This is a genomic window from Rhodococcus qingshengii JCM 15477, assembly GCF_023221595.1.
In the GTDB taxonomy this organism is placed as follows: domain Bacteria; phylum Actinomycetota; class Actinomycetes; order Mycobacteriales; family Mycobacteriaceae; genus Rhodococcus_F; species Rhodococcus_F qingshengii.
Genome location: NZ_CP096563.1, coordinates 1,821,095 through 1,846,867, shown reverse-complemented (window position 1 = coordinate 1,846,867; position 25,773 = coordinate 1,821,095). Strand labels below are relative to the sequence as shown.

Annotated in this window: 21 protein-coding genes; 2 read left to right on the top strand and 19 right to left on the bottom strand. The window is 62.1% G+C overall.

The genetic code is table 11. The annotated features are described in order from the left end of the window. The first annotated feature begins 62 nt into the window (after positions 1 to 62). Positions 63 to 560: a SixA phosphatase family protein gene (locus tag M0639_RS08620; protein ID WP_064074185.1), complete on the top strand. Its 498-nt coding sequence runs from the start codon at positions 63 to 65 to the stop codon at positions 558 to 560. 13 nt (positions 561 to 573) lie between these two features. On the opposite strand, the gene M0639_RS08615 is transcribed toward M0639_RS08620, so the two are convergent. Next, entirely contained in the window at positions 574 to 1,581 is a 1,008-nt protein-coding gene (locus tag M0639_RS08615; RefSeq protein ID WP_054827492.1) for an LLM class flavin-dependent oxidoreductase, read from the bottom strand. 88 nt (positions 1,582 to 1,669) lie between these two features. Between M0639_RS08615 and M0639_RS08610 the strand changes: the two genes are divergently transcribed. Further along, a complete protein-coding gene (locus tag M0639_RS08610; RefSeq protein ID WP_003942070.1) occupies positions 1,670 to 2,056 on the top strand; it encodes a glyoxalase superfamily protein in 387 nt (128 codons plus the stop codon). A 71-nt stretch (positions 2,057 to 2,127) separates the two neighbouring features. Here the strand turns inward: M0639_RS08610 and M0639_RS08605 are convergent, their stop codons facing one another. The 18 genes from M0639_RS08605 to rplK form a co-directional block, all read right to left on the bottom strand. Next, the gene (locus M0639_RS08605; RefSeq protein WP_003941914.1) at positions 2,128 to 6,084 is read right to left on the bottom strand and encodes a DNA-directed RNA polymerase subunit beta'; all 3,957 of its coding nucleotides are present in this window, start codon (positions 6,082 to 6,084) and stop codon (positions 2,128 to 2,130) included. Between the two features lie 117 nt (positions 6,085 to 6,201). Next, positions 6,202 to 9,708, bottom strand: a complete 3,507-nt coding sequence (gene rpoB / locus M0639_RS08600; protein ID WP_003942068.1) for a DNA-directed RNA polymerase subunit beta — start codon at positions 9,706 to 9,708, stop codon at positions 6,202 to 6,204. A 461-nt stretch (positions 9,709 to 10,169) separates the two neighbouring features. Further along, positions 10,170 to 11,018 carry a superantigen-like protein SSL4 gene (locus M0639_RS08595; protein WP_003941846.1) on the bottom strand — a complete coding sequence of 283 codons (849 nt, stop codon included), beginning with the start codon at positions 11,016 to 11,018 and terminating at the stop codon, positions 10,170 to 10,172. A 45-nt stretch (positions 11,019 to 11,063) separates the two neighbouring features. After that, the gene (locus tag M0639_RS08590) at positions 11,064 to 11,792 is read right to left on the bottom strand and encodes a hypothetical protein (RefSeq protein WP_007728440.1); all 729 of its coding nucleotides are present in this window, start codon (positions 11,790 to 11,792) and stop codon (positions 11,064 to 11,066) included. Positions 11,793 to 11,891: 99 nt separating this feature from the next. Then, positions 11,892 to 13,139 (bottom strand): MCE family protein, encoded by a 1,248-nt coding sequence (locus tag M0639_RS08585; RefSeq protein ID WP_003942085.1) that lies wholly within the window; start codon positions 13,137 to 13,139, stop codon positions 11,892 to 11,894. Continuing rightward, positions 13,136 to 14,413: an MCE family protein gene (locus tag M0639_RS08580; RefSeq protein WP_003941859.1), complete on the bottom strand. Its 1,278-nt coding sequence runs from the start codon at positions 14,411 to 14,413 to the stop codon at positions 13,136 to 13,138. The genes M0639_RS08585 and M0639_RS08580 overlap by 4 nt, the downstream gene beginning before the upstream one ends. After that, positions 14,410 to 15,663, bottom strand: a complete 1,254-nt coding sequence (locus tag M0639_RS08575; protein ID WP_003941941.1) for an MCE family protein — start codon at positions 15,661 to 15,663, stop codon at positions 14,410 to 14,412. The genes M0639_RS08580 and M0639_RS08575 overlap by 4 nt, the downstream gene beginning before the upstream one ends. Continuing rightward, a complete protein-coding gene (locus M0639_RS08570; RefSeq protein WP_003942053.1) occupies positions 15,663 to 16,658 on the bottom strand; it encodes an MCE family protein in 996 nt (331 codons plus the stop codon). Before M0639_RS08570 ends, M0639_RS08575 begins: the two co-directional genes overlap by 1 nt. Beyond that, on the bottom strand, positions 16,655 to 17,734 hold the full coding sequence (locus tag M0639_RS08565) for an MCE family protein (protein ID WP_003941932.1): 1,080 nt from the start codon (positions 17,732 to 17,734) through the stop codon (positions 16,655 to 16,657). Before M0639_RS08565 ends, M0639_RS08570 begins: the two co-directional genes overlap by 4 nt. Continuing rightward, complete coding sequence (locus M0639_RS08560; RefSeq protein WP_003942007.1) at positions 17,731 to 19,092, bottom strand: MCE family protein; 1,362 nt, start codon at positions 19,090 to 19,092, stop codon at positions 17,731 to 17,733. Before M0639_RS08560 ends, M0639_RS08565 begins: the two co-directional genes overlap by 4 nt. Then, positions 19,089 to 19,949 (bottom strand): MlaE family ABC transporter permease, encoded by an 861-nt coding sequence (locus tag M0639_RS08555; RefSeq protein WP_047268907.1) that lies wholly within the window; start codon positions 19,947 to 19,949, stop codon positions 19,089 to 19,091. Before M0639_RS08555 ends, M0639_RS08560 begins: the two co-directional genes overlap by 4 nt. A gap of 5 nt (positions 19,950 to 19,954) precedes the next feature. Then, positions 19,955 to 20,749 (bottom strand): MlaE family ABC transporter permease, encoded by a 795-nt coding sequence (locus M0639_RS08550; protein WP_003942038.1) that lies wholly within the window; start codon positions 20,747 to 20,749, stop codon positions 19,955 to 19,957. 9 nt (positions 20,750 to 20,758) lie between these two features. After that, positions 20,759 to 21,880 carry an ABC transporter ATP-binding protein gene (locus tag M0639_RS08545; protein WP_007728450.1) on the bottom strand — a complete coding sequence of 374 codons (1,122 nt, stop codon included), beginning with the start codon at positions 21,878 to 21,880 and terminating at the stop codon, positions 20,759 to 20,761. A gap of 259 nt (positions 21,881 to 22,139) precedes the next feature. Beyond that, positions 22,140 to 22,526, bottom strand: coding sequence for a 50S ribosomal protein L7/L12 (gene rplL, locus M0639_RS08540; RefSeq protein ID WP_003941857.1), 387 nt, complete (start codon positions 22,524 to 22,526; stop codon positions 22,140 to 22,142). Between the two features lie 78 nt (positions 22,527 to 22,604). Then, positions 22,605 to 23,189: a 50S ribosomal protein L10 gene (gene rplJ, locus M0639_RS08535; RefSeq protein ID WP_003942074.1), complete on the bottom strand. Its 585-nt coding sequence runs from the start codon at positions 23,187 to 23,189 to the stop codon at positions 22,605 to 22,607. A gap of 419 nt (positions 23,190 to 23,608) precedes the next feature. After that, a complete protein-coding gene (locus M0639_RS08530) occupies positions 23,609 to 24,301 on the bottom strand; it encodes a hypothetical protein (RefSeq protein WP_042453090.1) in 693 nt (230 codons plus the stop codon). A 151-nt stretch (positions 24,302 to 24,452) separates the two neighbouring features. Beyond that, positions 24,453 to 25,172, bottom strand: coding sequence for a 50S ribosomal protein L1 (rplA, locus tag M0639_RS08525; protein ID WP_003941982.1), 720 nt, complete (start codon positions 25,170 to 25,172; stop codon positions 24,453 to 24,455). A gap of 109 nt (positions 25,173 to 25,281) precedes the next feature. Further along, entirely contained in the window at positions 25,282 to 25,716 is a 435-nt protein-coding gene (gene rplK / locus M0639_RS08520) for a 50S ribosomal protein L11 (protein WP_003941896.1), read from the bottom strand. Positions 25,717 to 25,773 lie beyond the last annotated feature (57 nt).

Sequence of the window (25,773 nt, the reverse complement as noted above, 5' to 3'; positions counted from 1 at the left end):
TTCAAGGTCCTGACCATCCAGAGTAACCGGACTGACGGGCACAAAGCGGATACCGTGAACGCATGGCCGACCACCGCACCCTCGTCCTCATGCGACACGGCAAGTCCAGTTACCCCGAGGGCATCCGTGATCACGAGCGTCAGCTCGCCGAACGGGGCCTGCGCGAGGCCCGCATCGGCGGCGAATGGATCCGCGAAAACGTCCCGCCCGTCGACGCCGTTCTGTGCTCCACCTCCCGGCGGACCGTCGAAACCCTTGCCTCGACGGGAATCGAAGCTCCCGCCGGGTTCGAGAAGTCCATCTACGGCGGCTCACCCGCAGACGTCATTGCAGCTGCGCGAACCACGTCCGACCACGTCAAGACGCTCCTGATCGTCGGACACGAACCCGGAATTCCCTGGACTGCACTCGATCTCGCATCGAACGAAAACTCCGAAGCGGCCCAACGTATCCGCGACAAGTTCCCGACTTCGGCGATCGCCGTCCTCTCCGTACCGGTGCCGTGGACCGAACTCGACGACTCCGTCGCCACTCTGCTCGAGTTTCACGTGCCTCGTTAGATCAACCACACCGCTAAACCACCTCACGTAGCAGGCGGTCCGAAAGTGCAAGCGCGTCACGGTCGTACGTCGATGTCGACGCCAACACTTCGTCGGCACCGGTCCGTTCGGCGAGAGAGTGAAGTTGCTGTTTCACCTCGACGGGTGTGCCGTGCAGCGCCGAAGCCGTGAACGACTCGATGCGCCTGGCGTTTCGATCACTGCGCGGGGCGCGCCTGATCTCGTCCGGCGACACGAGCGGCGGAAACTCCCCTGTCCGTGACGATTCTGCGAGCGCGTACGCCTCCGGGATCAGCAACTCACGGGCCGCCTCGGTGGTATCGGCAACCGCCACCTCGAGGGAAACCACCACATAGGGTTCGGGGTGTGTGTCGGTGGGCTGGAAAGCTCGGCGGTACTCGTCCAACGCATCCACCCGATCGGTGCTACCGATTCCCAGTATCGGCCCACCCACGACCACCGGAAGCCCCAGCTGCGCTGCCACTTTCAGACCTGTGCGCGTCGCCAGCACGAAGATCGGCACCCCAGTCTGCGACGCCGGCCGTGCCGTCACTGCGGCGGATCCGTCCAGGTAACGCCTCACCTCGTCCAGGTCCGACACAAACGTGTCCGGAGCGTCCTTGCTGCGTCGTAGTGCCTGACGTACGGGCTCCGTGAATCCCAGCGATCGGCCGAGGCCGAGATCGATTCGCCCCGGGTAGAGAGCCTCCAGCATCAGGAACTGCTCGGCGACGATCAGCGGTTGGTGATTCGGCAGCATGACTCCACCGCTGCCGAGTCTGATATCGCGCGTATGCGCGCCGATCGCGGCAAGCAGTACTGCCGGCGACCCGCTCCCGATCCCGGGCACCGCGTGATGCTCGGCGACCCAGAACCGGTGGTAGCCGAGAGCGTCGGCGTGCGCGGCACGTTCGACGGAATGCGTCAGAGCTGCGGAGTCGGGGTATCCGCTCCTGGTTCGGGATCGGTCGAGCAGTGAGAGAAGCACCCTCGGAGCAACAAGGAATTCGGAAAGTTTCATCCGGACGCCGAACGAGGACCGTTTCTGACCGCAATACCCGCAACACTGGACCTGTCGCCGGAATTCACCATCACATGAAGGGCACGTCATGGACATCAAGCTCGAACTGGTCGCCATTCCCGTCACCGACATCGACCGCGCCAAGGACTTCTACGTCCGCCTCGGATTCAATGCCGACCACGATCACACGGTCAGCGAAGACCTGCGATTCGTCCAGCTGACCCCTCCCGGTTCGGCCTGCTCGATCTGCATCGGCAAGGGAATCACCGACGCCGAGCCCGGCTCGGTCGTCGGCATGCAGGTAGTGGTCAAGGACATCGAAGAGGCCGAGCGCGAGTTCAAGAGCCGCGGCATCGACATCAGCCCGATCGACGACCAGGCCTGGGGGCGGTTCATCTACTTCGCCGACCCCGACGGGAACAAGTGGGCCGTCCAGGAGATCGTCATCCCGGACCTCAGCGGCAGCAACTCCTGAAAACGTCCCACTCCTGACATGAAAAATCCCCCCACCTCTTTCGAAGTGGGGGGATTTCTACGAACTAACGCTTAGCGGTAGTCGTTGCTGAAGCCGTAGTCGTCCAGCGGAACTGCAGCACCGGTGTTCTGGCCGAAGCCGTCCGGGCTGTAGTACTGGTCGTCGTACGACGGCACTGCGTAAGCAGCGGCGCGTGCCTCTTCGGTGGGCTGAACCTGGATGTTGCGGTAACGGTTGATACCGGTACCGGCAGGGATCAGCTTGCCGATGATGACATTTTCCTTCAGACCGATCAGCTTGTCCGAGCGGCAGTTGATAGCCGCGTCGGTCAAGACACGAGTGGTCTCCTGGAACGATGCCGCGGACAGCCACGAATCCGTCGCGAGCGACGCCTTCGTGATACCCATGAGCACCGGACGGCCGGCTGCGGGCTCGCCACCCTCGGCGACAACGCGGCGGTTTGCCGACTCGAACTCGGCGCGCTCGGTGAGCGAACCGGGCAGGAACTCGGTGGCACCGGAATCGATGATCGTCACGCGACGAAGCATCTGGCGCACGATGACCTCGATGTGCTTGTCGTGGATCGACACACCCTGGCTCCGGTACACCTCCTGGACCTCGTTGACCAAGTGGATCTGAACCTGACGCGGACCCATGACTCGCAGGACCTCGTGGGGATCGGCAGCACCTTCCATGAGCTGCTGTCCGACCTCGACGTGGTCACCGTCAGCCAAGAGGCTTTCGCGACCGTCGGCGTGCTTGAAGACACGCAGACGCTGACGCTTGCTGAGCTTGTCGTAGACAACCTCTTCGCCGCCGTCGTCCGGAACGATGGTGATCTTGTAGAAACGATCGCCGTCTTCGAGCTGTACCCGACCGGTGACGTCCGCGATAGGAGCCTTGCCCTTGGGCACACGTGCCTCGAACAGCTCCTGGACACGCGGCAGACCGCCGGTGATGTCATCTCCTGCGACACCACCCTGGTGGAAGGTACGCATGGTCAGCTGGGTACCGGGCTCACCGATCGACTGTGCGGCGACGATACCGACAGCCTCACCGATGTCGACCAGCTTGCCGGTGGCCATCGAGCGGCCGTAGCAAGTGGCGCAAACGCCGGTGCCGGTGGTGCAGGTCAGGACCGAGCGGACCTTGACCGTCGTGATGCCGGCTTCGAGCAGAGCATCGATCGCGGGGTCACCGAGATCGTGGCCACGCTCGACGATGACGGTGCCGTTCGCGTCGACTGCATCGGCCGCCAAGGTACGGGCGTACGTGCTGGTCTCCACGTGAGCATCGCGGATCATCGTGCCGTCGGCCTGCTTCTCGGCGATCGTGGTGACGATGCCGCGCTCTGTTCCACAGTCGACCTCGCGGACGATGACGTCCTGCGAAACGTCCACCAGACGACGGGTCAGGTAACCCGAGTCGGCGGTGCGGAGTGCGGTATCGGCCAGACCCTTACGAGCACCGTGCGTGTTGATGAAGTACTCGAGAACGGTCAGGCCTTCCTTGAAGGAAGACTTGATCGGACGCGGGATGAACTCACCCTTCGGGTTTGTCACCAGGCCCTTCATACCGGCGAGCGAGCGAACCTGAGTCATGTTGCCGGCTGCGCCGGACTTCACGATCATCGGGATCGGGTTGCTGTCGGGGAAGTGAGCCTCCATGGCCTTGCCGACCTTGTCGGTCGCTTCCTGCCAAATGGTGACCAGAGCGCTGTTGCGCTCCTTCTTGTCCAGAGCACCACGCTGGTACTGCTTCTCGATCTTGTCGGCCTGAGCCTCGAAGTCCTCGATGATGGCAGGCTTCTCCGGCGGCACGAGCACGTCGGAGATCGAGACCGTGACACCCGAACGGGTGGCCCAGTAGAACCCGACGTCCTTGAGCTTGTCGACGGTCTGAGCAACCACGATCATCGGGTACCGCTCGGCGAGATCGTTGATGATCGTCGCCTGGCGCTTCTTCGGCATCTGCTCGTTGACGAACGGGTAGTCCGCCGGAAGCAGCTCGTTGAAGAGCACACGGCCGAGTGTCGTGGTGGCGGTCCAGCCGTCACCGTAGTTCCAGCCCTCGGGGAACAGTTCGTTCTCGAGGTCGCGCGGCGGACGCTGCTGCGTCAGACGCACCTTGATCTGAGCCTGAACCGAGAGCGCGCCGCGGTCGACTGCCATCTGAGCCTCGGCGGGCGAGGAGTACACGCCCTGCTCTGCCTCGTCGTTGGTCGGAGCAACGAGCTCACCGGTGACACCCTCGTCGAGACGGGTCAGGTGGAACAGACCCGTGACCATGTCCAGACGCGGCATGGCGAGCGGGCGACCCGAAGCAGGCGAGAGGATGTTGTTCGAGGACAGCATCAGGATGCGTGCCTCGGCCTGTGCCTCTGCCGACAGCGGGAGGTGAACAGCCATCTGGTCACCGTCGAAGTCGGCGTTGAAGGCCTCACACACCAGCGGGTGGAGCTGAATGGCCTTGCCCTCGACGAGCTGCGGCTCGAATGCCTGGATACCCAGACGGTGCAGCGTAGGTGCACGGTTGAGCAGCACGGGGTGCTCGGCGATGACCTCTTCGAGGACGTCCCACACCTGGACGCGCTTGCGCTCGACCATGCGCTTCGCCGACTTGATGTTCTGCGCGTGGTTCAGATCGACCAGACGCTTCATTACGAACGGCTTGAACAGCTCGAGAGCCATCAGCTTGGGCAGACCACACTGGTGCAGCTTGAGCTGAGGACCGACGACGATGACGGAACGACCCGAGTAGTCGACGCGCTTACCGAGCAGGTTCTGACGGAAGCGACCCTGCTTGCCCTTGAGCAGATCGCTCAGGGACTTCAGCGGGCGGTTACCCGGTCCGGTGACCGGACGTCCACGACGACCGTTGTCGAACAGGGCGTCGACCGACTCCTGCAGCATCCGCTTCTCGTTGTTGACGATGATCTCGGGAGCACCGAGGTCGATCAGTCGCTTGAGGCGGTTGTTGCGGTTGATGACGCGGCGGTACAGGTCGTTGAGGTCGGACGTCGCGAAACGTCCACCGTCGAGCTGAACCATCGGGCGAAGCTCCGGCGGGATCACCGGAACAGCGTTGAGGACCATGCCCATCGGCGAGTTGCCGTTGGTCTGGAATGCCGCAACCACCTTGAGGCGCTTGAGTGCACGCAGCTTCTTCTGGCCCTTGCCGCTGCGGATGGTCTCGCGGAGAGACTCTGCCTCGGCGTCGAGGTCGAAGTTCTGCATCAGGATCTGGATGGACTCTGCGCCCATCGCACCCGTGAAGTACTCGCCGTAACGGTCGACCAGCTCGCGGTACAGGAGCTCGTCGATGATGAGCTGCTTGACGCTCAGCTTGGTGAAGGTGGTCCAGATCTCGTCGAGACGATCCAGCTCACGCTGCGCGCGGTCACGGAGCTGACGCATTTCGCGCTCGCCGCCGTCCTTGACCTTGCGGCGGACATCGGACTTCGCGCCCTCTGCCTCGAGCTCGGCGATGTCGGCTTCGAGCTTCTGCGCACGTGCCTCGAGATCGGCGTCGCGCTGATCTGCGACGGTCTTCTTCTCGACCTGCATCTCGGCTTCGAGGGTGGACAGCTCGTTGTGACGGAGCTCCTCGTCGACACCGACGATGACGTAGGCAGCGAAGTAGATGATCTTTTCGAGATCCTTCGGAGCCAGGTCGAGCAGGTAACCGAGACGGCTCGGAACACCCTTGAAGTACCAGATGTGCGTGACCGGTGCGGCCAGTTCGATGTGACCCATGCGCTCACGACGAACCTTGGCGCGAGTGACCTCGACGCCACAGCGCTCACAGATGATGCCCTTGAAGCGGACACGCTTGTACTTACCGCAGTAGCACTCCCAGTCCCGAGTGGGGCCGAAGATCTTCTCGCAGAAGAGGCCGTCCTTCTCGGGCTTGAGCGTGCGGTAGTTGATGGTCTCCGGCTTCTTGACCTCGCCGTAGGACCAATTGCGGATGTCCTCTGCACTGGCCAAGCCAATGCGGAGTTCATCGAAGAAGTTGACGTCGAGCACGTAACTTCCTTTCCCCGTTGGGGTTACGGTTGCCGGTCACCCGGCAACCTGACTGCCAATTCAAATGTGAACTACGCCCCCGGGCCGCTCTTTCAAGAGCAACCCGGGGACCGAAACCTAGTTCGCGAGGTCGTCGACCGTCGCAGCTTCGTTCCTGGACAGGTTGATGCCCAGGTTCGCTGCGGCCCGCTCCAAGTCCTCGTCGTCGCCGTCCGCCATCGTGATGGCCGCGCCGTCCGAGGACAGCACCTCCACGTTGAGGCAGAGCGACTGGAGCTCCTTGAGGAGCACCTTGAACGACTCGGGGATGCCGGGTTCGGGGATGTTCTCGCCCTTGACGATGGCTTCGTACACCTTGACTCGACCGACCACGTCGTCAGACTTGATGGTCAGCAGTTCCTGCAGCGTGTAAGCCGCCCCGTAGGCCTGCATCGCCCAGCACTCCATCTCACCGAAGCGCTGGCCACCGAACTGGGCCTTACCACCGAGAGGCTGCTGCGTGATCATCGAGTACGGACCGGTCGAACGAGCGTGGATCTTGTCGTCGACCAAGTGGTGCAGCTTGATGATGTACATGTAACCGACCGAGACCGGGTACGGGAACGGCTCGCCGGAGCGGCCGTCGAACAAGGTGGCCTTTCCGTCGGGTCCGACCATCTGCTCGCCGTCACGGTTCGGCAGCGTCGCGCCGAGGAGACCGGTGAGCTCGTCTTCCTTCGCACCGTCGAACACCGGGGTGGCGATGTTCGAGTCGGCCGGAGCGGACAGCATCTCTTCCGGCAGGGTCGCAGCCCAGTCGGGACGAGAGCCGTCGGACGCGATCTGAACGTTCCAGCCGGTCTTGCCGATCCACCCGAGGTGGGTCTCCAAGACCTGACCGATGTTCATACGACGCGGGACGCCGTGCGTGTTCAAGATGATGTCGACAGGCGTGCCGTCCGAGAGGAACGGCATGTCTTCCTGCGGCAGGATCTTGCCGATGACGCCCTTGTTACCGTGGCGGCCGGCGAGCTTGTCGCCGTCCTGGATCTTGCGCTTCTGTGCCACGTAGACGCGGACCAGCTCGTTGACACCGGGAGGCAGATCGTCGTCTTCGTCACGTGAGAACACGCGGATTCCGATGACCTTGCCGGTCTCACCGTGAGGAACCTTGAGGGACGTGTCACGAACCTCGCGAGCCTTCTCACCGAAGATGGCGCGAAGGAGGCGCTCTTCGGGGGTCAGCTCGGTCTCGCCCTTCGGCGTGACCTTTCCGACCAGCACGTCGCCGTCACGAACCTCGGCACCGATACGGATGATGCCGCGCTCGTCGAGGTCGGCGAGGACCTCGTCGGAGACGTTCGGGATGTCGCGAGTGATTTCCTCGGCACCGAGCTTGGTGTCGCGGGCATCGATCTCGTGCTCCTCGATGTGAATCGAGGTCAGGACGTCCTCTTCCACGAGACGCTGCGACAGAATGATCGCGTCCTCGTAGTTGTGGCCTTCCCACGGCATGATCGCGACGAGCAAGTTCTTGCCCAGCGCCATCTCACCGTTCTCGGTGCAAGGGCCGTCGGCCAGAACCTGGCCGGCCTCGACACGCTGTCCCTCGTCCACGATCGGACGCTGGTTGGCGCACGTGCCCTGGTTGGAACGCGCGAACTTGCGCATCCGGTACGTCTTGCGGCTTCCGTCGTCAGCCATCACCGTGACGTAGTCCGCGGAGATCTCCTCCACGACACCGGTCTTCTCGGTGATGATGACGTCGCCGGCATCCACAGCTGCACGCAGCTCCATGCCGGTACCGACGAGAGGTGCCTCGCTGCGAACCAGCGGGACAGCCTGACGCTGCATGTTCGCGCCCATCAGGGCACGGTTTGCATCGTCGTGCTCGAGGAACGGAATCATCGCGGTCGCGACGGACACCATCTGACGCGGCGAAACGTCCATGTAGTCGATGTCGGAGGACGCGACGAACTCGACCTCGCCACCCTTACGGCGGACGAGAATCTTCGAGTCGGTGAAGCGACCCTCGCGGTCGATGGCCGAGTTGGCCTGCGCGACCACGTGGCGGTCTTCTTCGTCAGCGGTCAGGTAGTCGACCTCGTCGGTCACCTGTCCGTCGACGACGCGACGGTACGGGGTCTCGATGAAACCGAACGGGTTGACGCGGGCGTAGACCGACAGCGAACCGATCAGGCCGATGTTCGGGCCTTCCGGGGTCTCGATCGGGCACATGCGGCCGTAGTGCGACGGGTGAACGTCGCGAACCTCGAGGCCGGCGCGCTCACGGGACAGACCACCCGGGCCGAGGGCGGACAGACGACGCTTGTGCGTCAGCCCCGACAGCGGGTTGTTCTGGTCCATGAACTGCGACAGCTGGGAGGTTCCGAAGAACTCCCTGATCGCAGCGACGACGGGACGGATGTTGATCAGCGTCTGAGGCGTGATTGCCTCGACGTCCTGCGTGGTCATGCGCTCACGAACCACACGCTCCATGCGGGACAGGCCCACGCGGATCTGGTTCTGGATGAGCTCGCCGACCGTACGCAGACGACGGTTGCCGAAGTGGTCGATGTCGTCGACCTCGACGGGAACCTCGACGCCGCCCGGAGCCGTCATCGAGGTGTCACCTGCGTGCAGACGCACGAGGTACTCGACGGTGGCGACGATGTCTTCTTCGGTGAGCGTGGATGCAACGATCGGCTGACCCGCGTTCAGGCCGAGCTTCTTGTTGATCTTGTAACGACCCACGCGAGCGAGGTCGTAGCGCTTGTCCTTGAAGAACAGGTTCTCCAGCAGGGTCTGCGCGCTCTCCTTGGTGGGGGGCTCGCCCGGACGCAGCTTGCGGTAGATGTCGAGCAACGCCTCATCGGTGCCGGCGGTGTTGTCCTTCTCCAGCGTGGCCATGAGGATCTCGGAGAAGCCGAAGCGCTCCGTGATCTGCTCGGTGGTCCAGCCGAGTGCCTTGAGCAGGACGGTGACAGGCTGACGACGCTTGCGGTCGATACGGACACCAACGGTGTCGCGCTTGTCGACGTCGAACTCGAGCCATGCGCCGCGACCCGGGATCACCTTGACGCTGTGCAGATCCTTCTCGGTGCTCTTGTCGACGCTCATGTCGAAGTACACACCGGGGGAACGCACGAGCTGCGAGACGACCACACGCTCGGTGCCGTTGATGATGAAGGTGCCCTTGTCGGTCATCATCGGGAAATCTCCCATGAAGACCGTCTGGCTCTTGATCTCACCAGTGTTGTTGTTGATGAACTCCGCGGTGACGAACAACGGCGCCGCGTAGGTCATGTCCTTGTCTTTGCACTCGTCCGTCGAGGCCTTGACCTCGTCGAATCGAGGGTCGGAGAAGGACAGCGACATAGTGCCGTTGAAATCCTCGATCGGAGAAAGCTCCGCGAGGATGTCCTCGAGACCACCGGACACTGCATTGTCGCCGAGTGCAGCTGCTCGTTCACGCCAACTCTGCGCGCCGATCAGCCACTCGAACGAATCTGTCTGTACGTCAAGAAGCCCGGGAACTTCGAGGGGTTCGCGAACTTTCGCGAACGAAACCCTCTTCGGGGCTCCGGGGATTCCGGAAACTGCCTTGGTCTGGCTAGAGACTGCCAAGATGCGTCCTTCCAGCACCTCACGCGGGCCGCTCCGTGCTGTTGCGACCGCCGCTGTATCTGCTTCGAATTTCGCTGGTTACAACCCGAACGAAACCCGTCGCAGAAAGCAAGAAGTACTTGACTTCGCAGCGGTTGAGACGAGGGGTGGACAGGAGGCAGCCAGCGCAACGTCCAAAAGTACACCCTTACTCTGGAAATGTCGAGTCGGGTGTAACTGAGGGTCGAATTCAGATACTGACGTGAGACTGCCGATCACTCGTCCGTGCATGTTCACCGATCAGAGTGGACCTTGCGGACCGCTCCGTCAAGGGCGAGAGCGCGTGTCGCAGCATTCGAACATTCGTGACGCGCATTCGAACACTGCCACCGGGAGTGTAGCCAGCAACGGCGTCACATACGAAAAATCTGGACCGACATCGTGCGTCGATCCAGATCTTCGCGCTGGTGCGCAGGTGCTACTGGTCGCGAATCTCCGAGCTACTGGTCGCGAATCTCCGAGATCAGCCAGTTTCCATCCTGCTTCTCCAGACTCACGATGACCATTCCGGAGCGAGAGTCTGCCGCCACGCCGTTCTGCGTCGAGCTGACGTTCAGTTGGGCGAGCAACTGCGCCCGGTCCTTCTCGAGCCGTGTGATCCCGATCAGCGGGACATCAGCGGTCGTTGCCGTCTGGGTTTGTTCGACGCCGGCCTTCTGCGTGTCCTTGTACTGCGTCAGCTGATCGCGCATCGACTGGTTCAGGCCCTGGACACCCTTGTCGAAATCGGCGTCGAACGTGTCGGGAGAAAACGTGAAGACTGCAGCCAACGCCGACGGCGTCACACGAAGAACTTCAGCCGTGGCGCCTTCGTCCACCCAGGCGATGTCGTCCGTCTTCGCGCCGACTTTGAAGAAGGCGATGCCGGCGAGGATCGCGACGATGACCGCTGCGGCCCCCAGGATCGCGACCAGGCGCCAACCGGCCTTGGATTGTGTAGGTGTTGTCGCCGACTCCCCCGCGCCCGTCTCCGGGGTAGCAGGGGCCTTGGGCTCGTCTGCGACGGTTTTCGCCGGTTTGGTCAGATCGGGGCCCGGTGTGGATTCCGGAGCGTCGGTTTCCGTCTTCGGCGGCTCGATGTCTCCGGACTCGGCCTTCGTGAGCGTCGGCTTCGCAACCTCCGGCTTCACAGCCTCCTGTGTTTCTTCTTCCGGCTGTTCGATCGTGGGCTCGACCGGATCCGAATCGGACGTCCCCGCGGGGACGTTGAGCGAGCGAGCGCTTCCCGCGATCTTCGGCCGACGGTTCTGCGGGGAGGACGGTCCGCCGGTACGACGTTTGGGTGGCATTACGCGCTTCTCCTTCGAGGGATGTCGGTGTGCAGGTTCGACGAACTACTGGCCACCGGAATCACCACCCTCGGTTGTCGGTGCGGGAGCACCGGAGGCAGGTGCCTCGGTCCCCGAACCGGGTGCGGGCGTTGCGTCAGGAGCAGGCGTGGAGCCGTCGGTGGCCGGCAGGGTGCCGGAGCCGAGATCGAGCCGAGAGCCGATCGGATCAGCCGACTGAGCCTTCCAGACCCCGTCGACCTCGACCATGCCCAGCCGCATGCCGAGCTGATTCTTGACGAACTGGTTGCCCTGGGTCGTGGTGACTCGAACGACGACCAGTGCCGTGGCGGTCCGGTCATCGGTATTAAGCTCAGTCAGCGCGGACTGAACGACTTCGGTGTCAGCCTTCGAGCCCGAGTTACGCAACTCGTCTGTGATGGAATCCTGAACGGTCTGCAGATACGTCGTCATCTCGTCACCGGTCACCGAAGAACGCATGTTCTCGATCGACTGGTCGAGATTGGCCGAATCCGCGTTGTTGAGGTTGATCGCGACTTGCTGCGCACCGATAAGCGCGTCGTCACGCATCTCGGCGGTGGTGCGGTCGGTGGTGAGCGCCCGAACGTACGGGACGCCGAACACACCGAGCGCAACCACTGCCGCCAGAAGCAAGACACCGACCGCAATCAGAGACGCTGTCAGCCCCTTCGGTCTACCGGTTGTCGGCGCTCCCGATTCGACTTGCTCGGGCCCGCCGGACTGCGGGGAACTGTTTCTCTGAATCACACTCACTACCCTACTTACCTGTTTTGCCCAGCCTCTGGCCGCGAATCGTCAACTGCCACAACTCAGTAGCCTGAACTGCACAAACTCGACCACATTCGGATCGGTCTACTTCGGTGTCACTCCGAGCAACGGCGCCAACTGCGTCGCGATCGGGTTGAGGTTCAACTTGTCCGGATCGACCTTCGGCTTGAAGTCCCAAGGCTGGATCGTGTCGGGATCGGCGTACACCACGCGGTTGGCACTGCGGACGCCCGTCTCGCTGCCCAGCGGCGTCTCACACGACGCGGCGGTGTTGAGCGGGAAGTCCTGCTGGGTGTCGTCGAAATTGGGATTCTGACGCTTCATCTCGTCCAGGATCGCCATGGTGCCTTCGTAACCCACCGTGCACGAGAGCGGATTGTTGGTCTCCAGCACCAAGCCCTGATGGACCGTTCCGTCGCCGGGAGCAACCGTCGGTGCAGCAGCGGCCAGACCGGGAAGGAAGATCAGGAACGGCTGCAGCGCGATCGTTCGCGGCGCAAGCGTCTTGGTGGTCGCGGCAAGATTGGTCAGGTCAGTCGTCAGGCTCGGGCCCGCCTCGTTGATGAGGGCACCGATCTGATCGCTGGCCGGGATGCCGTTGTCGATCAAGCGACGGATGTCCGGATCACTGGTCCGCAACTGCGCCGTGACAGCATCGAGATCGGTACTGAACTGCTTGATCGCGGAGGACTGATCCGACTGCGTCGTCAGTACCGTCTCACTGTTCCGAATCAGCGCGAGCGTCTGAGGCAGAGTGTCGAGCCCGGACTGCGAGAGACCGGACAGCGAATCGGCCAGGACCTGAATGTCCTCGCCCTTCCCGTTGAACGCTGCACCGAGTTCGACGGCGACGGTGTGGAGCGCGTCGACGGGCACGGACTTGACCAAGCCGTTGGCACTGGTCAGCACATCCTCGATCGGGATCGGAGTTGTGGTGTCCCCCACCGCGATCACCGAGCCGTCCTCGAGAAACGGTCCCTGGTCGGTATCGGGCTGAAGGTCGACGTACTGCTCACCGATGGCGGAGCGGTTGGCCACGACGGCACGGGCCGACGCGGGAATCTCCGGAGCACTGTTGTCGATCTTCAGGTCGACCTGAATTCCGTCCTCGGTCAACGACATGTCGCCCACTCGCCCGACCGGCACGCCGCGATACGTCACCTCGGCGTTGGTGAAAATTCCACCGGACGTGGCCAATTCGGTCTTGACCGTGTACTGACCGAACCCCATGAGGTTGTCCAGGCGCACGTACTTGGCGCCGACGTAGATGAGACCCAGGAGCGCAACCACGACAAAGCCGACGAGCTGCCATCTGACCAGAGCTGATCTCACTGTCCATCACCGCCGATTCCGAACTGTTCCAGCATTCCCTGGATGGGGTTGAGTGGGTTCGCCGCGGGCGCCGGCGTTGCCGGGTCACCCGCTGTTGTGGCGGGAAGGCCGGCGACAACGGGAACCTGCGGCAGGATCGGAGCGATCGGCAGCAGTGACACTGTCGGCCACCCCGGTCGCGGCCCGTTGCCGTTGTAGTACGGGTTCGAGGGGTCGACCACCGGCTTGGGATTGCCGAACTTGGGCTGGCGGTATTCCGGTTCTCCCTGCCCGACACCGAGACCCGAGAGTGTATTGCCGATCTGCAGGTCGACACTCAGGAAGAGGTTGACGGAACCACCCTGTGCAATCTTCTCGACACCGTCCGGGAACGGGAACGTCGGAAGGAACGGAAGTGCCCCCACGAAGTCGTCACCGGAGTCTGCGAGCGCCTGCAGCGTCGGACGCAGAGCCTGAAGATCAGCGATCAGATCGTCCTTGGACTGTGTGAGGACGTCGGTTCCCACTGTTCCGAGTCGATCCACCTGAGCGAGCATCTGCGTCAGCTGCGGACGCTGCTCGTTGAGAACCTGTGTCGCAACGGGGAGTTCCTCGAGAATCTTCCCGATCTTCTCGTTCTGATCGTTGACGCGAGTCGAGAGCACATCCAGGCCGTCGAGGGCGCGTGTGATGTCGTCACGCTGCTCGTTGAGTCCACCGATGAGTGTGTTCGCCTGCTCCAGAAGACTTCTCGTCTTGCCTTCGCGACCGTCGAACGCGGCACCGAGTTCTTCGACGATGGGCTGCAACTGGCCCACACCGCCGCCGTTCAGCAGCAGCGACAATGCGCCGAGAACCTGCTCGATCTCCGTGGCGTGGCGAGTGCGATCCAGCGGAATGAGGTCACCGTCGGCCAGCTTCGCAGAGTCCGGTCCGGACGGCGGGGCCGACAGCTGGATGAACTTCTCGCCGAGCAGGTTGGTCTGCTCGACCGCGGCAATTGCGTTGGCGGGCAGATCAACCGACGAGTCGAGGATGATTCCGACGTCCGCGGTCCATCCGTCCGGTCCGACCGACACGTCGTCGACTCGACCGACGGGAACGCCGTCGACCTTCACAGCGGACTGCGGAACCAAGTCGAGCACGTCGTCGAACTGAATGGTCAAGTGCATCGGATCGGAACCCACATCAGGACCGCCGGGAAGCGGGACAGCGTAGATCCCCTCGGACGAGCAGGCGGTTGCCGAGATCAGGACGGCGCACAATCCGGCGCCGACTATCAATGAACGCTTCACTCGCCCTCCCCGTTTCCACTGGTCAGTCGCGGTGACACGACGCCGGGCACAGTGCCCGGAACTACCTGCATCTGTCGTTCGGAACCGGCAAGGATGCCGAAGGGAAGGTTCAGGCCTGCAGCCTGATTGGCTGCGTCGGTCATCGCAGCGACGTTTGCGCACTGGTCGATAGCCGGTTGCATCTGCCTTCCCAATGCCTCGAACCGCGGATCACCGGGCAACAGCTTGCCGAGGTCCATCAACTTGCAGAGCACGCCGGCCGGGTTCTGAAGATCAGGGAACGCCAGACGTGAAGCCAGCACACCTGATTCGGCGTCGTACGAGTTGACCAAGTTGGAGATCGCCAGCGGAAGCATGGTGAGCGTGTTGGCCAGTGCTTCCTTGTTGTTCGCCAATGTCTGTGTCGGTTCGACGAGACCTTCGGTTGTCTGGACCAGTTGATCGCGGTTGTCGGCCACGAACTTCGCGACGTCGCCGAGCGCAATCGAGAGCTGGTTCAGAGCGGCACCGAGATCGTCGCGCTCACCTGCCAGGAATCCGGTCAGGTCCGACAACTGCGTGTTGAACTGGCGCACCTGCTGATCGTTGGCCGCGAGAGCGCCCACAAAAGTATCCAGGTTCTTGATGGTGAGCGAGATGTTGTCACGCGAATCGTTGAGCGTCCGTGCGGCATCCGAGAGGTTGGTGATGCTGTCTCCCAACGCTTCACCGTTGCCCTCGAGGTTGGCCGCACCTGTCTCGACGAAATCGGACAGTGCTCCGTTCTTGTTGGCACCTTCAGGACCGAGAGCCGACGCGAGTTCGTCGATGCTGGAGTACAACTGGTCGACCTCGACGGGCGTCGCCGTCTTCTCGATCGGAATGACTGCACCGCTGGCCATCTTGTCGCCGCCGGTGAAGACCGGTGTCAGCTGGATGTAGCGGTCGGCAACCACCGACGGCGTGATCTGAGCGGCACTGGCACCCGCGGGAATGTCGATCCCACGATCGACACGCAGCTCGACCTTGACCTGATCTCCCTGGGGTTCGACGGATTCGACGGTGCCGACCTTGACACCGAGAACACGAACGTCGGAGCCGTCGTAGATACCCACCGACTTGTCGAAGTAGGCGGTGATCTTGGTGGTACCGGCGCGAGTGAACACCCACCACAGCGCGCCACCGATTACGAGTAACCCGATCAGAACAGCGGCGATGATCGCGACCGAGCGCTTCTTGGAGCCGCTTCCGGCTTCGGCAGTATCAGCCATCAGTTGCCTCCCAACGTACGAACGGGGTCACGGTAGCCCGGAATGTCCGGCAGACCCGGCGGAAGGAGGTTCACGACGACCTGGTCGAACCAACGGCCGTTGCCGACCACGTTGGCGTACAAGCGAATGAAGGGTTCGTAGAGCTTCAGTGCCTTGTCCAAGTTCTCGTTGTTGGCCTTCAAGATGTCGATGACGCCGTTGAGCTGCGTCAGCGCCGGCCCGATTGCCGCCTCGTTGTCACGAACGAGACCGGTGAGCTGCTGAGAGACGCGCTGAGTTCCGGTGAGCAGCTGCGAAATCGCTTGCTGGCGATTGTTGAGTTCCTGCACCAAAAGTCCGCCGTCACGGATCAGCTGGGTGAATTCCTTGTTGCGGTCAGCAAGAATCTGCGACGTCTTCCCGGTGGCGGCGAAGAGCTTCTGCAAGTCCTGATCGCGGCTCGCGATCGTCTGCGACAGCCGACTGACGCCGTCGAGCGAAGCGCGGACATCGCCAGGTGTCTCGGAGAATGCCTGGGACAACGTCTCCATGCTCTTCGCCAACTGGTCGGTGTCGATGTCGCCGACGGTGTCCGCCGCGGCCGAGAAGGCCTGAACGACGTCGTACGGAGAGGTGGTGCGCTCGAGCGGAATCCGATCCTTGGGATCGAGGTTGTCGGTTCCGCGCGGATCTAGGGCGAGGTACTTCTGTCCCAGAATGGTCTTGATCTGAATGGACGCAGAGGTTTGATCTCCCACCCACGCGTCACTGACCTTGAAGTCGACGAGAACACGGTCACCGTCGAGATCGACGGAAGTGACCTTGCCGACCTTCACGCCGGCGATACGAACCTCGTTACCAGGCTTGAGACCCGCGGCTTCGGAGAATTCGGCGGAGTAGGACGAGCCTGCTCCCACGAACGGAAGCGAATCGAGGAAGAACGCGGACAAAGTGGCCAGCAGCACCACGAAGATACCGATGGCTCCGGCCATTGCCGGACTGCGACGTTTACTCATCGACCTTGCAACTCCCTCATACCGTCTTGAGTGCATCGCGTGGCCGCGTTGGTGTAAATCGGCTGATTGACCGTCGGCAGGCCGGTGGGCAGATTCAGCGAGGCAGACTGTCCCGGACCGGCAACGATGTCGATTCCGCACAGATAGAACTGGAACCAGGAACCGTAGCTCGCTACGCGTGCGAGCTTCTCGAGCTTGACCGGCAAGGTCTCGAGCACCGCGTTGACGTCGTCACTCCGACGATTGAGTGTGGTCGCCAGCGTGTTGAGTGCCGTGATCGAGCCCTGAATCGACGGCCGCGTCGGCTCGAGCAGGTCTGCCGTCGCGTCGGTCAGGCCGGCGAGTGAGGTGACGGCCGAACCGACCACCCCACGCTCGTTGGCCAACCCGGTGACGAGTTGCTGGGTGTTGACGATCAGTGAATCGAGGTTCTTGTCGTTCGCGTTGACGGTGTCGAGAACGTCGTTGAGGTTCTTGATCACCGCGCCGATGACCGCGTCCTTGTCCGCGACGGTGTTGGTCAGGCTCGCGGTGTTGCGCACGAGCTCACTGATGGTGCCCGATTCGCCTTGGAAGACCTGGATGATCTGGTACGACAGCTTGTTGACGTCGTCCGCGCTCAGGGTGGTGAACAGCGGCTTGAAGCCGTTGAAGAGTGTCGTGAGGTTGACTGCCGGGCGCGTCTGAGACAGCGGCAGGGTATCGCCGCCGGTGATCTTCTTGCCTTGGCTGCCTTCACCCTGCGAGAGCGAGATGTACCGCTGCCCCACCAGGTTGCGGAACCGGATGGTGGCGATGGAACTGGCCGGCAACCAATCACGGTCGGATACCGAGAACTGGACCTCGGCCTGGTTGTCGTTGACGATGGCAATCTTCTCGACCTGGCCGACACGAACACCGGCAATGCGAACCTCGTCGCCCTCGTTCAACGAAGTGACGTCGGAGAAGACGGCGTTGAACTTGGTGCCGCCACCGCCGCCGAGATTGGCGATACTGGCTGCCAGCAGTCCTGTCGCCAGGACCGTCACCACAACGAAGATGATGAGCTTTGTCAGCGGAGCTGCGAGTCCTCTCATTGGACGCTCACCTCCGCACCTGCGAATGCCGGAGCGCTGACCATCGTGGTCCACGCCGGAACATCGTCCGGCGCAACACCGTTGGCCTGTCCGTAGATCACCTTCAACGTATCCTCTTCGAGTTTCGAGCCCGCGTAGCCGGCCTGCTGAGCCGGACCGCTGTTGTTGGTCGAGAACAACTGAGGTCCGGAGCCCTCAGGTGCAGGCAGGAATTCCATGGTGGCGGGACCTGGATTGCGGGAAGGAACCTGGTAGGAACCGTCACCGTACGAACCGCCGGGGTACTGCGGGAACGGACGACCGGGCTCGGTGACGTTGTCGTAGCAAACCGGGCCGCGGTTGTCGACGAGCCGTGGCTCGTCCTGGTTGGGCAGGTAGCGACCCTTGGGGTTCACGATCTGAATACTCGCACGCACACCAGGATTGGGCGCGTCGGTGGACAGGATCTTGGCAGCTTCCGGAGCGGTGTCCGAGAAGCCCTTGAACGTGCACCCGAAGGTCGGAGAGTACTGGGCCAGAAGCTGGAGAGCTTCCTTCGAATCCGCAGCGAGCGTGATGATCGAGGACGAGTTCGCTTCGAGGAAGGCTGCGGTGTCCGACGATGTCACGGTGAGCGACGCCAGCAGTGTCCGCAACTGGTCCTGCTTCTGCACCACCGTGTTACCCGTGGTCCGCAGATTGTCGAGAGCATTGATCAGATCGGGCGCAGCGTCCGAGTACGTCTGGGAGAAGTCCGCGAACTTGCGCAGATCCTCTTGCACCGCGGGCAGTTCGGTATTGACGCCGCGGAAGATCTCCTCGAGACGATCGACCGTCAGACCGAGCTCGGCGCCGCGTCCCGTCAGACCCTGCGCGAGAGAACCGAGCGTGTTCGCCAGATCCTGCGGCGGAATCGCCTGCAGAAGTGGGAGCAGTCCGTCCAGAACGTCGCCGACCTCGACAGCATTGCCGCTCTTGTCCTGGTGGATCACCGTTCCCGCGGAAATCGGGGTCGCGGTGGTTCCCTCCGGAATGATCAGGGAGACGTAGCGCTCACCGAAAAGCGTCTTCGGGAGCAGACGCGCCGTGACGTTGGACGGAATCAGATCAGCCTTGTCCGGCTCGATCGCGAGGACCGAGGTGACCTGGCCGTCTTTCGTCGACGCGGATCGCACCTCGCCGACCAGCAGCCCACGGACCTTGACGTCCGCGTTGGGTGGCAACGCATTTCCGACTGTGTCGGTCACGAGGTCGATCTTCACGACGTCCTTGAACGTCTTGTTGAAGGTTCCGATGGTGAAGGCCAGGAACAATGCCAACACCACGAAGAACACGAGTCCGAGCACACGGCGGCGCAGGACTGACGGAGCCTCGATCATCCGGCCACCCTCACTGTCGTCGTGGTGCCCCAGATTGCGAGGCTGAGGAAGAAGTCGAGAACGGCGATCGTGACGATTGCGGCGCGAACAGCGCGGCCGACGGCCACGCCGACGCCTGCGGGACCACCCGAGGCATGGAACCCGTAGTAGCAGTGGATCAGAATCAGCACGAAGGCGAAGACCAGGACTTTCGCAAACGAATACAGCACGTCCTGCGGTGGCAGGAACAGATTGAAGTAGTGGTCGTACGAGCCCGTCGACTGCCCGTTGAACACGGTACTGATCACTCGCGACGCGAGGTACGCCGCAAGCAGACCCACGATGTACAGCGGGATGACGGCGACGAAGCCGGCGATCATGCGGGTCGTGACCAGGAACGGCACTGATGGAACTGCCATGACCTCCAGTGCGTCGATCTCTTCGGAGATTCGCATGGCACCGAGTTGAGCGGTGAAACCACAACCCACCGTCGCCGAGAGCGCAAGAGCCGCAACGATCGGAGCGATCTCACGGGTGTTGACGTATGCGGACAGGAAGCCGGTCAGGACCGAGCTACCCAACTGCTCCAGAGCGGCGAAGCCCTGCAGACCGACGACGACACCGGTGAATCCCGACATCATCGCGATGACACCGATCGTTCCGCCGATGACTGCGAGCGCACCGCTACCGAAGGTCACTTCGGCGAGTAGTCGAAGCGTCTCCTTCCGGTACCGATGCAGGGTGCGCGGGGTCCATGCGATGGCGCGCGCGTAGAACGACATCTGCTCGCCCGCGCGGTCCAACGCGTTCACTGGAATTCTGGCAATTTTGCGGCTCTTCAGCAGGAACTGATCGCCGCGGCCTCGTGCGATGGTCATTTAGGTCAAGATCCCTTCGCCGGCACGATCTGGAGGTACACCATCGTCAGAATCAGATTGGCGAAGAACAACAGCAGGAACGTTATGACGACGGCCTGGTTCACCGCCTCACCGACGCCCTTCGGGCCACCGGATGGGTGGAGTCCCTTGTACGCGGAGATCACACCGGCGATGACACCGAACACCGCGGCTTTGATCTCACCGCTCCAAATGTCCGGTAGCTGCGCAAAAGCTGAGAACGACGAGATGTAGGCACCGGGGTTACCGCCCTGCAGGATCACGTTGAAGAAGTAACCACCCGCGATACCGACGACGGACACCAGTCCGTTGAGCAGAACAGCGATCAGCACCATCGCGAGTACACGCGGAACCACCAGGCGCTGAATCGGATTGATTCCGAGGACTTCCATCGCGTCGATCTCTTCACGAATGGTTCGAGAACCGAGATCGGCCGTCACGGCCGATCCGGCCGCACCGGCGACCAGCAACGCTGTCACCAGGGGGCTACCCTGCTGGATCACCGCCAGAACGCTGGCAGCGCCGGTGAACGATTCTGCACCCAACTGCTTGATCAGCGAACCGGTCTGCAGTGAGACGACGGCGCCGAAAGGGATGGCTACCAATGCCGTCGGCAAAATTGTCACGCTGGCGATGAACCAGGCCTGCTCGATGAACTCACGGAACTGAAATGGACGCCGGAACGTATTCCTGACGACGTCGACAAACAGTTCGACGATGTTTCCGGCCTGAGTTAATGCTCCGTTGACCGGACTCAGAACCGAGTTGCGGGTAACCCCCATCCGATATGCCTACCCTTGCCCGTGTGTCGTGTTTCCGTAGGGATCGCCCTCGTATGCAGGAATGACCTGCGTGTCTTGCGAGTTGTCGTTCCACTCCCCCTGATAGCCGCTCGCTTCGGCGTACTGGGGATCGTACTGCCCAGTTCCGTCAACCTCGTCGAGGCTGTCCTGAATCGCCGCCTGTGCGTTAGCTGGGAGGGTGTGCATGATCTGACGGACGCGCTCCTGGCGACGACGAACAGCCTGACGCTCCGGGTTTCCGGGGGTGGCCTTCATCTGCGGCACGATGCCCTCGACGTCGTCGACACCACCGGCGTGGTGACCGGCGTCGACGAGCGCCTGCTCGTGCGCCATCTGAGCCTCGTCCTTTTCCTCCGACATACCGATCGGACCGATCATCGTTCCGTTGAGGAACTGCTTGACGACGGGTTCGTCCGACGTGAGCAGAACCTCCCGAGGACCGAACATCACCAACTGGCGACGGAAGAGCATGCCGATGTTGTCCGGCACCGTGCGCGCGAGGTTGATGTTGTGCGAGACGATCAGAATCGTCGCGTCGGACTGCGCGTTGATGTCGATCAGGGTCTGGCTGATGTACGTCGTACGCACCGGGTCCAGACCGGAGTCCGGCTCGTCGACGAGGATGATCTCGGGATCGAGAACGAGTGCACGCGCCAGACCGGCACGCTTGCGCATACCGCCGGAGATCTCACCGGGAAGCTTGTCCTCGGCGCCGACCAGACCCGTGAGGTCCAACTTCTCCATCACGATCTTGCGGATATCGGATTCCGACTTCTTGGTGTGCTCACGAAGCGGGAAGGCGATGTTGTCGTACAAGTTCATCGAGCCGAACAGTGCGCCGTCCTGGAAGAGAACGCCGAACAGCTTGCGGATCTCGTAGAGCTCCTTGGAGGAGCACTGCAGGATGTCCGTGCCGTCGATGACGATGGAGCCTTGTTCAGGGCGGAGCAGTCCGATCAGGGACTTCAGGAACACCGACTTACCGGTACCCGAAGGCCCGAGCAGTGCGCTGACCTCACCCGCGGGAAGTGTCAACGACACGTCCTGCCAAATCCTCTGCGACCCGAAAGACTTTGTCAGTCCTTGTACCGCTACCTCGACTCCCACCATTACCTCCGCGACGTCCGTTGCATGCATGCACCCGTGTGGGTTGGGTCACTCTATCGCATGGGAGTGGTACCCGTGACTGCGAATACTACTAACGAGTAGGGAAGAAGCATAATTCAGATCACAGCCTAGTTCGGACACCCCTCCCACCTGCATGAATTCCGGCATATCACCCGCGAAAAAAGTTCAAAAAAAGAGGGCCACTCCCCGTGGGGAGTGGCCCTCTTCGTTACTACTCGCGAAGAGCAGCGGGAAAACCGTCTTACTTGATGACGATCTTTGCGCCGGCAGCTTCGAGCTTTTCCTTGGCAGCCTCTGCGGCGTCCTTGGCAACCTTCTCGAGGATGGCCTTCGGAGCGCTCTCGACGAGGTCCTTGGCTTCCTTCAGGCCGAGGCCGGAAACGACCTCACGGACGACCTTGATGACCTGGATCTTCTTGTCGCCAGCCGACTCGAGGACGACGTCGAACTCGTCCTGCTCTTCAGCAGCTTCTGCGCCGGCAGCCGGTGCGCCTGCAGCGGCGACGGCGACGGGAGCAGCAGCGGTGACCTCGAAGGTCTCCTCGAATGCCTTAACGAACTCCGAGAGCTCGAGAAGGGTGAGCTCCTTGAACTGGTCCAACAACTCTTCGGTGCTGAGCTTCGCCATTGTGGCGGTCCTTCCTGTAAGTCCCATGTCGCTGATCCGCGACCGGGCGGGGTTATAGCAGTGATGCGCGGGTGCGGATCAGCTTTCGGCTTCGGCCTCGGCCGGAGCCTCGGTGGCAGCCTCTGCGGGGGCCTCTGCGGCTCCGCCTTCTGCAGCCTTCTTCTCCTGCAGGGCAGCGGCCAGACGGGCCATCTGCGAAGCGGGAGCATTGAACAGGCCTGCGGCCTTTGCCAAGTTGCCCTTCATCGCGCCAGCAAGCTTTGCCAACAGGATTTCGCGGGATTCGAGATCCGCGATCTTGTTGACCTCTTCCACGGACAGCGCAGCGCCGTCCATGTAGCCGCCCTTGATGATGAGCGCCTTGTTGTCCTTAGCGAAGTTCTTCAGAGCCTTCGCAGCGTCGACCGGTTCGCCCTTGATGAATGCAATGGCGGTCGGACCAACGAACAGGTCATCAAGGCCCTCGATGCCAGCCTCTGCGGCGGCACGCTTGACCAGGGTGTTCTTGGCGACGGAGTAGGTGGCACCTTCTCCGAGAGCGCGTCGCAGTGTCGTGATGTTGCCAACCGAAAGGCCACGGTATTCCGTGACCACAGCGGCGGTCGAACCCTTGAACTGCTCGGTGATTTCCGCAACTGCGGAAACCTTCTCAGGCTTTGCCATACTTCGCCTCCTCTCGTGACAGTCGTTGTCCCACTCAGGAACCGCTGCACCTCATCGGGGTGAACCCGAGAAGACACAGTCCGCGACATGCAAAACGCCCCGGCGCAAGCGCACGGGGCGTACAGAGGAAACATGAAGAAGAGGCTTACGAATCAGCGTAACGATGCAAAGCGAGGCAGTGCATAACCAGGCAAACTGTAGAACCACTACATCAAGCTATCCCCCTACCTCGTTCACCTACGTGGGCCGCCGGGCACTCCCGGACTTTCAACCACACCCATCACTGAGTGCAATCACCAACGGTCTTGGGTAGAACATGATTTTGGGGTGAAGTTCATATCCAGCACTGAACTCCGCCTCGAAGACTACCTGACTGCTCGCTGCACAACCAAATCGGGTTCGTCACGCACCCGATTCCTTCAAGCACCGATAGCCCTGGCGATCTTGTGTTCGATTGCTGCCCGAGCTCGGTCCGGCAACACCAGCAATCCATCGAGTTCCTTGTGGGCCTTCCGGTACGCACTCTGACGTTCCTGTGGCGTCGCGCCCTCGTCCATGGCCAGTCGCAGCAGACGTTGCGCCCTTACCAGGCGTTCTTGTTCGTCGAGGGTGAATCCGCTCCGTCGGCGGCGCTTCGCCTCAGCTTCCGCGATTTCGAAGGCGATCGAGTAAGCGTGCACCGCCTCGCGGTACTCGGTTTGTGCCTGCTGGTTGCCGATCATCGTCTCCGGATTGCCTGGGCGAAGCAGATCGGCACGATATTTGGCTCGATGAAAATCGGCGGTCAAAGGCTCGCGCATGTCCGTCATCATCGGGGTGTCGAGCAGTGTGACCGGATCGAGCTCGTACGAGAACCATCGGGCGTCGACCGCATCGTGCTGCTCGATTGCCTTGGCCAGCTCTCGGCGCTGTGTTTCTTCGTCGGCGTGATGTTGTGCGTTGGCTTGCGCGATGGCGACCTTGGTCTGCTGCTTGAGCCGGAAGCGCTCTTGCCGGCGCTCGATCCGCCTTTCGTTGGCAACCGCGACACCTTTCAGCGCCCCACCGATGGTGCCGCCGAAAACGAAGATCAGCCACCAAAAGTTTCCGAGGAACTGGAACGCTTCGTGCATACCCCGATGATGCCACCGTTAGATCGATACCACCGATGGACCGATACCACCGATGGACCGATACCACCGGCGGGGATCACCCTCTCCCGAAACGGCAAGAAGGCCGGCAGGGAGTGATCCCTGCCGGCCTTCTTGTTCGTATGCGGACTGCTTACGCGTCTGCAGCATCCTCGAGGAGGTTGCGAGTACGGTTCGGATCCACCGGGATGCCCGGACCGGTGGTGGTCGAGACCGTGATCTTCTTCACGTAGCGGCCCTTGGCCGACGAGGGCTTCGCACGCAGGATCTCGTCCAGGGCTGCGCCGTAGTTCTCCACCAGCTTCTCATCGTCGAACGATGCCTTGCCGATGACGAAGTGCAGGTTGGCCTGCTTGTCGACGCGGAAGTTGATCTTTCCGCCCTTGATGTCGTTGACAGCCTTGGTGACATCCGCCGTGACGGTGCCCGTCTTCGGGTTCGGCATCAGGCCACGCGGTCCGAGGACACGGGCGATGCGGCCGACCTTGGCCATCTGATCAGGAGTCGCGATTGCGGCGTCGAAATCGACCCATCCACCCTGGATGCGCTCGATCAGGTCTTCTGCACCGACTACGTCAGCGCCTGCAGCCTCGGCTTCTGCTGCCTTCTCGCCAACAGCGAACACGATGACGCGAGCGGTCTTACCGGTGCCGTGGGGCAGGTTGACCGTTCCGCGGACCATCTGGTCAGCCTTACGGGGGTCGACGCCCAGACGAACTGCAACCTCAACGGTTGCATCCATCTTGGTGGACGACGTCTCCTTGGCGAGCTTTGCAGCCTGAAGCGGGCTGTAGAGCTTGTCTGCGTCGATCTTCTCAGCGGCGGCGAGGTACGCCTTGCTGCGCTTTGCCATTTGTTCTGTCCTTACTTGTCACTGCAGCGAATTACCTGTGCAGTGGTGAATGGTTCAGTTGTGGTCGGGGCCTGGCCGGCCCTCCCACGTAATGCTGTGGAGCGGACTATCAGCCCTGGACCGTGATGCCCATGGAACGAGCGGTGCCGGCGATGATCTTCGCGGCCTGCTCGATGTCATTGGCATTGAGGTCTTCAGCCTTGGTCTTCGCGATTTCGCGCACCTGATCCATGGTCACCGAGGCAACCTTGGTCTTGTGCGGTTCGCCGGAGCCCTTGGCGACGCCGGCTGCCTTGAGGAGCAGCTTGGCGGCGGGAGGGGTCTTCAGCTTGAAATCGAAGGTCCGGTCTTCGTAGACCGAGATCTCGACCGGCACAACGTTGCCGCGCTGGGACTCAGTCGCCGCGTTGTAGGCCTTGCAGAACTCCATGATGTTCACGCCGTGCTGACCGAGCGCGGGACCCACGGGAGGTGCAGGGTTAGCCTGACCTGCCTGGATCTGCAGCTTGATGAGCCCGGCGAGCTTCTTCTTCTTTGGGGGCATCTCTAGTTCCTAGTTTCTAGCTTGGGTGTGTGTCTTGCGTCGAACAAATTGCAAGTT

What these genes read in the sequence shown, in the direction of transcription:
- M0639_RS08620 (WP_064074185.1), top strand. Translation starts at nt 63, where the DNA reads ATGGCCGACCACCGCACCCTCGTCCTCATGCGACACGGCAAGTCCAGT.
- M0639_RS08615 (WP_054827492.1), bottom strand. Translation starts at nt 1,581, where the DNA reads ATGAAACTTTCCGAATTCCTTGTTGCTCCGAGGGTGCTTCTCTCACTG.
- M0639_RS08610 (WP_003942070.1), top strand. Translation starts at nt 1,670, where the DNA reads ATGGACATCAAGCTCGAACTGGTCGCCATTCCCGTCACCGACATCGAC.
- M0639_RS08595 (WP_003941846.1), bottom strand. Translation starts at nt 11,018, where the DNA reads ATGCCACCCAAACGTCGTACCGGCGGACCGTCCTCCCCGCAGAACCGT.
- M0639_RS08575 (WP_003941941.1), bottom strand. Translation starts at nt 15,663, where the DNA reads ATGGCTGATACTGCCGAAGCCGGAAGCGGCTCCAAGAAGCGCTCGGTC.
- M0639_RS08570 (WP_003942053.1), bottom strand. Translation starts at nt 16,658, where the DNA reads ATGAGTAAACGTCGCAGTCCGGCAATGGCCGGAGCCATCGGTATCTTC.
- M0639_RS08565 (WP_003941932.1), bottom strand. Translation starts at nt 17,734, where the DNA reads ATGAGAGGACTCGCAGCTCCGCTGACAAAGCTCATCATCTTCGTTGTG.
- M0639_RS08560 (WP_003942007.1), bottom strand. Translation starts at nt 19,092, where the DNA reads ATGATCGAGGCTCCGTCAGTCCTGCGCCGCCGTGTGCTCGGACTCGTG.
- M0639_RS08555 (WP_047268907.1), bottom strand. Translation starts at nt 19,949, where the DNA reads ATGACCATCGCACGAGGCCGCGGCGATCAGTTCCTGCTGAAGAGCCGC.
- M0639_RS08550 (WP_003942038.1), bottom strand. Translation starts at nt 20,749, where the DNA reads ATGGGGGTTACCCGCAACTCGGTTCTGAGTCCGGTCAACGGAGCATTA.
- M0639_RS08545 (WP_007728450.1), bottom strand. Translation starts at nt 21,880, where the DNA reads ATGGTGGGAGTCGAGGTAGCGGTACAAGGACTGACAAAGTCTTTCGGG.
- rplL (WP_003941857.1), bottom strand. Translation starts at nt 22,526, where the DNA reads ATGGCGAAGCTCAGCACCGAAGAGTTGTTGGACCAGTTCAAGGAGCTC.
- rplJ (WP_003942074.1), bottom strand. Translation starts at nt 23,189, where the DNA reads ATGGCAAAGCCTGAGAAGGTTTCCGCAGTTGCGGAAATCACCGAGCAG.
- M0639_RS08530 (WP_042453090.1), bottom strand. Translation starts at nt 24,301, where the DNA reads ATGCACGAAGCGTTCCAGTTCCTCGGAAACTTTTGGTGGCTGATCTTC.
- rplA (WP_003941982.1), bottom strand. Translation starts at nt 25,172, where the DNA reads ATGGCAAAGCGCAGCAAGGCGTACCTCGCCGCCGCTGAGAAGATCGAC.
- rplK (WP_003941896.1), bottom strand. Translation starts at nt 25,716, where the DNA reads ATGCCCCCAAAGAAGAAGAAGCTCGCCGGGCTCATCAAGCTGCAGATC.